A 5105-nucleotide genomic window follows, 5' to 3' on the forward strand; every position below is an offset into this window, starting at 1 on the left:
CGCCAGCGCATCATGGCCGCTGCGTTTGATGGTGTCGATCACGGCGACGGTGGGCTGGGCTTGTCCGCGGTCGCCGCCGTTCAGGTTCGCCAGATAGCCTTTCACCAGCGCGGCCGATTCGAGGTCCACGTTCAGCACGTCCCGGCTGTCCTTCAGCGATTGGATCTTCGCGTCCAACTCCGCCTCACGCGCACTGGCCGCTTCCTGCTTGCCTACATCGTGCGCCACGATCTGCCCGACCTGAATGCCGTTCGAGGCCTGCACACGGATCGTCTGCCCATCGAAATTTGCCGGCAGCCCGCCGATCTCCAGCTCAGTCATCCCCGCCTTCACCGGCGCACTACGCTCCACCGTCGCACTGCCCGAGTACAAGGTCACGCCCGTGATCGGCGCATTGTCCGCACAGGCGTAGTCATGGAATGCAAAAGACAAAGTCAGCGCGGCGGCGATGCGGGTCAAGTTCATGGCTTATCAATAGAATAAGAAAGCCTGATCTTGCGGCGCAATCAAACGCTTGTCAATTTATCGTTCACGCACGTCTCGGCCACCAGGCCGGTGGCGCTTAGCCGTCGTTGAGCAGATAGTCGCCGTCGATGCGGGCCGTGCAGGCGCGGACCAGGTGTTTTACGGCCCACGCTGACAGTTCTTCATTCGACAGATGCAGGTAGCGCTTGTTGGATTCGGCGATGACCGGCATCGAACCGAGAATCGTCGGCACGTCGGCGACAGGAATGCGCTGGCGTTCCAGCAGCAGGAACTTGAGCAGCACCTTCACTGCATATTCCGCGTTGCGCTTCGGATCGCCGGACAGGAAATCCAGGCGGCGGCGCGCGCGCTGCAGCGCCGGGCCGACATCTTCAAACACTGCACCGTGGCCGGGAATCACAACGCGCACGTCGAGGCCAGCGATCAGGTCCAGCGTAGCGCCGGCTTCCGCAAACCCCTCTTCGCCTTCCAGTTCAGGGAAGATCACGCCAAAGCCATTCCACCACAGCGCATCGGCGGAGATCAGCACCTTCTCCTGCGGGCAGTAGAAGATGACGGAATGCGCGTGATGGCCCGGTGCGCCAAGCACCTGCCATTCCAGATCGCCCAAGGTCAGCGTTTCGCCCGGCGTAATCACGCCGTCGATGGTGAAGCGCTCGCACTGCTGGCCGGTGGCCTTGAAGGACAGCGCCTCTTCATCCCAGCGCCGCACCTTGTCTTCCTCGGCAGCGGGAATAAAGGTGTTACATCCAAAATGCGCCTGCAGTATGGCGTTTCCGCCACAGTGATCCGAGTGCAGGTGCGTGGTGAACAGACGATCGAGATGACGGCCGTGCAGCGCATGGCGCACCAGCGCCAGCGTCTGATCGCGGTGCGTGTAGTAGCCGCTGTCGATCAGCGCCGTGTCGTTACGGCCCAACAGAAGCACATTGTTAGCGGAAAGCCATCCACGTTCAAACACCTGGATGGAGCTGGGAAGTTTCGTCATTACTCGAAGTCGATCAATTGCTCGCGGCGGCGGATTTCAGCCCAGACAGCACGCTTGAATGCGTCATCCGCCCCCGACCAGGCGACGATTTCGTCGATGGTGCGCAGGCAGCCTTCGCAAAAACCGGTATCGCGGTTCATCTTGCACAGGCTGACGCAGGGGGAAGGCACCGGCGAGGCCAATTCAGGCGCGCCAGGCGGCAGATCAGTGTTCATTACACGGCAGATTTGGATAGTCAAGCCGTATTCTATCGCAGTGCAAAAAAATGGGGACGCAACACAAATTTCGCGATTCCTGAAATTGTGTTGCGTCCCCATTTTTTTGCGACGCGATATACTGTGATCAAACAGATGGCAAGCGGCAAGCCACCGGAGTGCCGAGGAGATGCGGTAACAGCAGCACTGTTCCAACCTGAACTCCGAGGTGCATATGAAACTCGACTATCGATGGTTGTCCCGTGTCCGCAAACGAGCAAGCGATTTGCTGCACGTCCACATGCCGTCCCACGGGACCGCGCAATTCATCAACGGCGAATTCCGCAACAGAGCGGGCGCCCGCAGTTACAAGCTCTACATCCCCAGCACATTCACCGGCGAGCCGATGCCGCTGCTGGTGATGCTGCACGGCTGTACGCAAGATCCCGACGATTTTGCCACCGGCACGCAAATGAATGCGGTGGCCGAAGAACGGCGCTGCATCGTCGTCTATCCCGCGCAATCGGCCAGCGCCAACCACACGCGCTGCTGGAACTGGTTCAGCGCACTGGATCAGAAACGCGGACAGGGCGAGCCCTCCAYCATTGCCGGCATCGCACGGCAGGTGATGGCGCGTTATCCGGTCATGAAAGGCCAGGTGTATGTGGCGGGACTATCGGCCGGCGGCGCAATGGCCGTCATTGTGGGCACGCTGTATCCTGAGCTGTTCTCCGCAGTCGGCGTGCATTCCGGCCTGCCTTTCGCATCGGCACGCGACCTGCCGTCGGCACTGAGCGCCATGCGGCGCGGCGCATCGAGCGCGCGTGAGGCCAACAGCGCGGGCCAGCCCATCATCGTCTTCCACGGCGACCAGGACCGCACCGTGCACCCTGTGAACGGCGAAGAGCTGATCGCGCAGGGCTTGCGCAGCCATCCGCTGGGCGGCAGTGCCAATCCCGCGCGCCTTGCGGGACGCGTGCCCGATGGCCACGAGTTCACGCTGACCGCGCACTGGCTGGAAGATGGCTCACCGCTGGGCGAGCACTGGGTGATTCATGGCGCAGGCCACGCCTGGTCCGGCGGCAGCGAGGCTGGCAGCTACACGGATGCGCGCGGGCCGGACGCCAGCCGCGAAATGATGCGCTTCTTCAGCGCCATCAGCGGCGCGAACGCTCGAAATGCCACTTCATCAACAGCACACAGAGCGCAAGCACAAATGTGATGCCATTGGCGAGGATCACGGGCCAGGCGTTCATCGCGATGCCATAGAAAAGCCACAGCAATACACCGGTGCAGAAGATCAGGTACATCCCTGTGGAGATACCCTCGGCGTGGCGCTGGCGCCATACCAGCCATACCTGCGGCACGAAGGCGAATGTGGTGCAAAAGGCCGCGATATAGCCAAGCAGGTCGACGTCAGACGGCATCCGGCGCTTTCAGGCTGGCGATGTGGGCGCGCAGGCAGGACGGGCACCAGCAGCCCACGGCATCGGCGCCCGGCACCGGGACGGTGGCCGGCTCGAAGGTGCACCAGCACGGCGTTTCATCCGCCGCGCCGGTGGGCTTCACCTCGGAATCGGCCATCGCGCAATGGAACTCGGCGCCGCAGCGTTCGCAGATGCTCATGGCGCACCTTCGTCGGGAGGGAAGCCGCGCATGGCCTTGCGCAGCACGTCCATCTGGCCGTTGAAGCGCGTGCAGGCATCGCACACCATCAGGTGCAGGCGCATGCGCGTACGCTCCACGAAACTCAAATCGCGGTCCATGCCTTCGGATACGAGGCGGTGTACCTCGCGGCAGGTTGGTTTCAGGCCGTTACTCATGTTGTTCCAAACCAGTTCAGGTCCAGGCATTCGCGCAGGCGCATGCGCGCCCGGTACAGCAGCACCCATGCATTAGACGTCGTAATCGCCAATTCCTTACAAATTTCTTCGGTTTCCAGTTCCAGCCATTCCCGCATCATGAAAATGCGGGCGGTTTTGGCGGGCARCTTTTCCAGGCACACCTCCAGCACGCGGAAGAAATCCTTCTGCTGCAGCGTAGCATCGGGACTGCCCCAGTCGCGCGGCATATCGCGCGTGTGGCCGTCGCTCACGAACAGCGCGTCGATGGCCTCGTCCTCGGTCTGGCCTTCGTCCGGCTCCAGCTGGCGTTCCCGCGTGGTGGCGCGCAGGTTGTCGATAATCTTGAACTTCAGGATGCCGGTCACATAGGTGCGCAGGCTGGATTGGCCGGCGAAACGGTCCGGCTGCTCAAGCACGGCAAGCAGCGCATCCTGCACCGCATCTTCGGCCAGGGTCTGGTTCCGTAATTGCAATTGTGCGAAACGGACAAGCATTGGCCGCATCGTTTCCAGCTGGCTGTAGAGAGTGTCGGTAGCGCTCATATGCGGGCAGACTAGCGGAACAAACAAAAAATTACAATTGGATGGCCCTATAATGCGCAGCAAATGCGTACCATCCTTTGCTGCATTGCCGTAAAATCGCACAAATATCTTTTCCGGAACCGCCATGACCCATCTTCCTAAAGTAGACCCAGACCAGACTGCTGACCTGAGCGGCGTTGAGCCAAGGATCAAGGCTCAGATTCTGGCCGAGGCACTGCCTTATATCCGCAATTTCCATGGCAAGACCATCGTCATCAAATACGGTGGCAACGCAATGACCGACGAGAACCTGAAGCACGGCTTCGCGCGCGACGTGATCCTGCTGAAACTGGTGGGCATGAATCCGGTCGTGGTGCACGGCGGCGGTCCGCAAATCGATAACGCGCTGAAGAAGATCGGCAAGCAAGGCACCTTCGTGCAGGGCATGCGCATCACCGACGAAGAAACCATGGAAGTGGTGGAGTGGGTGCTGGGCGGCGAAGTGCAGCAGGACATCGTGATGTTGATTAATCACTACGGCGGCCAGGCAGTGGGCCTGACCGGCAAGGACGGTGGCCTGATCCGCGCGCGCAAGATGGCCATGYCGGACAAGGAAAATCCGGGCAAGTTCCTGGACATCGGCTACGTCGGCGAGATCGATGCGATCAACCCGGCCGTGGTGAAAGCCCTGCAGGACGACGCCTTCATCCCGATCATTTCCCCGATCGGTTTCGGCCAGGATGGCCAGGCTTACAACATCAACGCCGACGTTGTGGCGGGCAAGATCGCCGAGATCCTGAAAGCGGAAAAGCTGATCATGATGACCAACATCGCCGGCGTGCAGGATAAGAACGGCAATCTGGTGACCGACCTCTCCGCGCGTGAAATCGACGAGATGTTCGCCGACGGTACGATTTCGGGCGGCATGCTGCCTAAAATTTCGTCAGCTCTGGACGCTGCAAAGTCCGGCGTGAACACCGTGCACATCATCGACGGACGAATTGAACACAGTTTGTTGCTGGAAGTCTTGACCGAACAGGCTTTTGGCACTATGATCCGGTCTCACTAAATT

9 protein-coding genes are annotated in these 5105 nt (G+C 60.7%); 2 read left to right on the plus strand and 7 right to left on the minus strand.

What is annotated here, in order from left to right; all coding sequences use genetic code 11:
* The 3 genes from AB4Z11_RS22570 to AB4Z11_RS22580 all read right to left on the minus strand — a co-directional run.
* On the minus strand, window positions 1-465 hold a 465-nt coding region (locus AB4Z11_RS22570), incomplete at its 3' end, for a DUF4140 domain-containing protein (protein WP_442027804.1).
* Window positions 466-562: 97 nt separating this feature from the next.
* Complete coding sequence (locus tag AB4Z11_RS22575) at window positions 563-1474, minus strand: MBL fold metallo-hydrolase (protein WP_442027805.1); 912 nt, start codon at window positions 1472-1474, stop codon at window positions 563-565.
* The gene (locus AB4Z11_RS22580) at window positions 1474-1689 is read right to left on the minus strand and encodes a DUF1289 domain-containing protein (protein ID WP_442027807.1); all 216 of its coding nucleotides are present in this window, start codon (window positions 1687-1689) and stop codon (window positions 1474-1476) included. Before AB4Z11_RS22580 ends, AB4Z11_RS22575 begins: the two co-directional genes overlap by 1 nt.
* 214 nt (window positions 1690-1903) lie before the next feature.
* Here AB4Z11_RS22580 and AB4Z11_RS22585 point away from each other — a divergent pair, with 214 nt between their 5' ends.
* Window positions 1904-2890: an extracellular catalytic domain type 1 short-chain-length polyhydroxyalkanoate depolymerase gene (locus AB4Z11_RS22585; RefSeq protein WP_442027809.1), complete on the plus strand. Its 987-nt coding sequence runs from the start codon at window positions 1904-1906 to the stop codon at window positions 2888-2890.
* Here AB4Z11_RS22585 and AB4Z11_RS22590 read toward each other — a convergent pair.
* The 4 genes from AB4Z11_RS22590 to AB4Z11_RS22605 are packed head-to-tail and all read right to left on the minus strand — an operon-like array spanning window position 2826 to window position 4054.
* A complete protein-coding gene (locus AB4Z11_RS22590; RefSeq protein ID WP_442027811.1) occupies window positions 2826-3095 on the minus strand; it encodes a SemiSWEET transporter in 270 nt (89 codons plus the stop codon). The genes AB4Z11_RS22585 and AB4Z11_RS22590 overlap by 65 nt on opposite strands.
* On the minus strand, window positions 3085-3294 hold the full coding sequence (locus AB4Z11_RS22595; RefSeq protein WP_442027812.1) for a cysteine-rich CWC family protein: 210 nt from the start codon (window positions 3292-3294) through the stop codon (window positions 3085-3087). Before AB4Z11_RS22595 ends, AB4Z11_RS22590 begins: the two co-directional genes overlap by 11 nt.
* Complete coding sequence (locus AB4Z11_RS22600) at window positions 3291-3491, minus strand: zf-HC2 domain-containing protein (protein ID WP_442027813.1); 201 nt, start codon at window positions 3489-3491, stop codon at window positions 3291-3293. The genes AB4Z11_RS22595 and AB4Z11_RS22600 overlap by 4 nt, the downstream gene beginning before the upstream one ends.
* A complete protein-coding gene (locus AB4Z11_RS22605; RefSeq protein WP_442027814.1) occupies window positions 3488-4054 on the minus strand; it encodes a sigma-70 family RNA polymerase sigma factor in 567 nt (188 codons plus the stop codon). The genes AB4Z11_RS22600 and AB4Z11_RS22605 overlap by 4 nt, the downstream gene beginning before the upstream one ends.
* Window positions 4055-4178: 124 nt before the next feature.
* Here AB4Z11_RS22605 and argB point away from each other — a divergent pair, with 124 nt between their 5' ends.
* A complete protein-coding gene (gene argB / locus AB4Z11_RS22610) occupies window positions 4179-5102 on the plus strand; it encodes an acetylglutamate kinase (protein WP_442027815.1) in 924 nt (307 codons plus the stop codon).
* Window positions 5103-5105 lie beyond the last annotated feature (3 nt).

This window comes from Pseudoduganella sp. RAF53_2 (assembly GCF_052113985.1).
GTDB lineage: Bacteria > Pseudomonadota > Gammaproteobacteria > Burkholderiales > Burkholderiaceae_D > Rugamonas.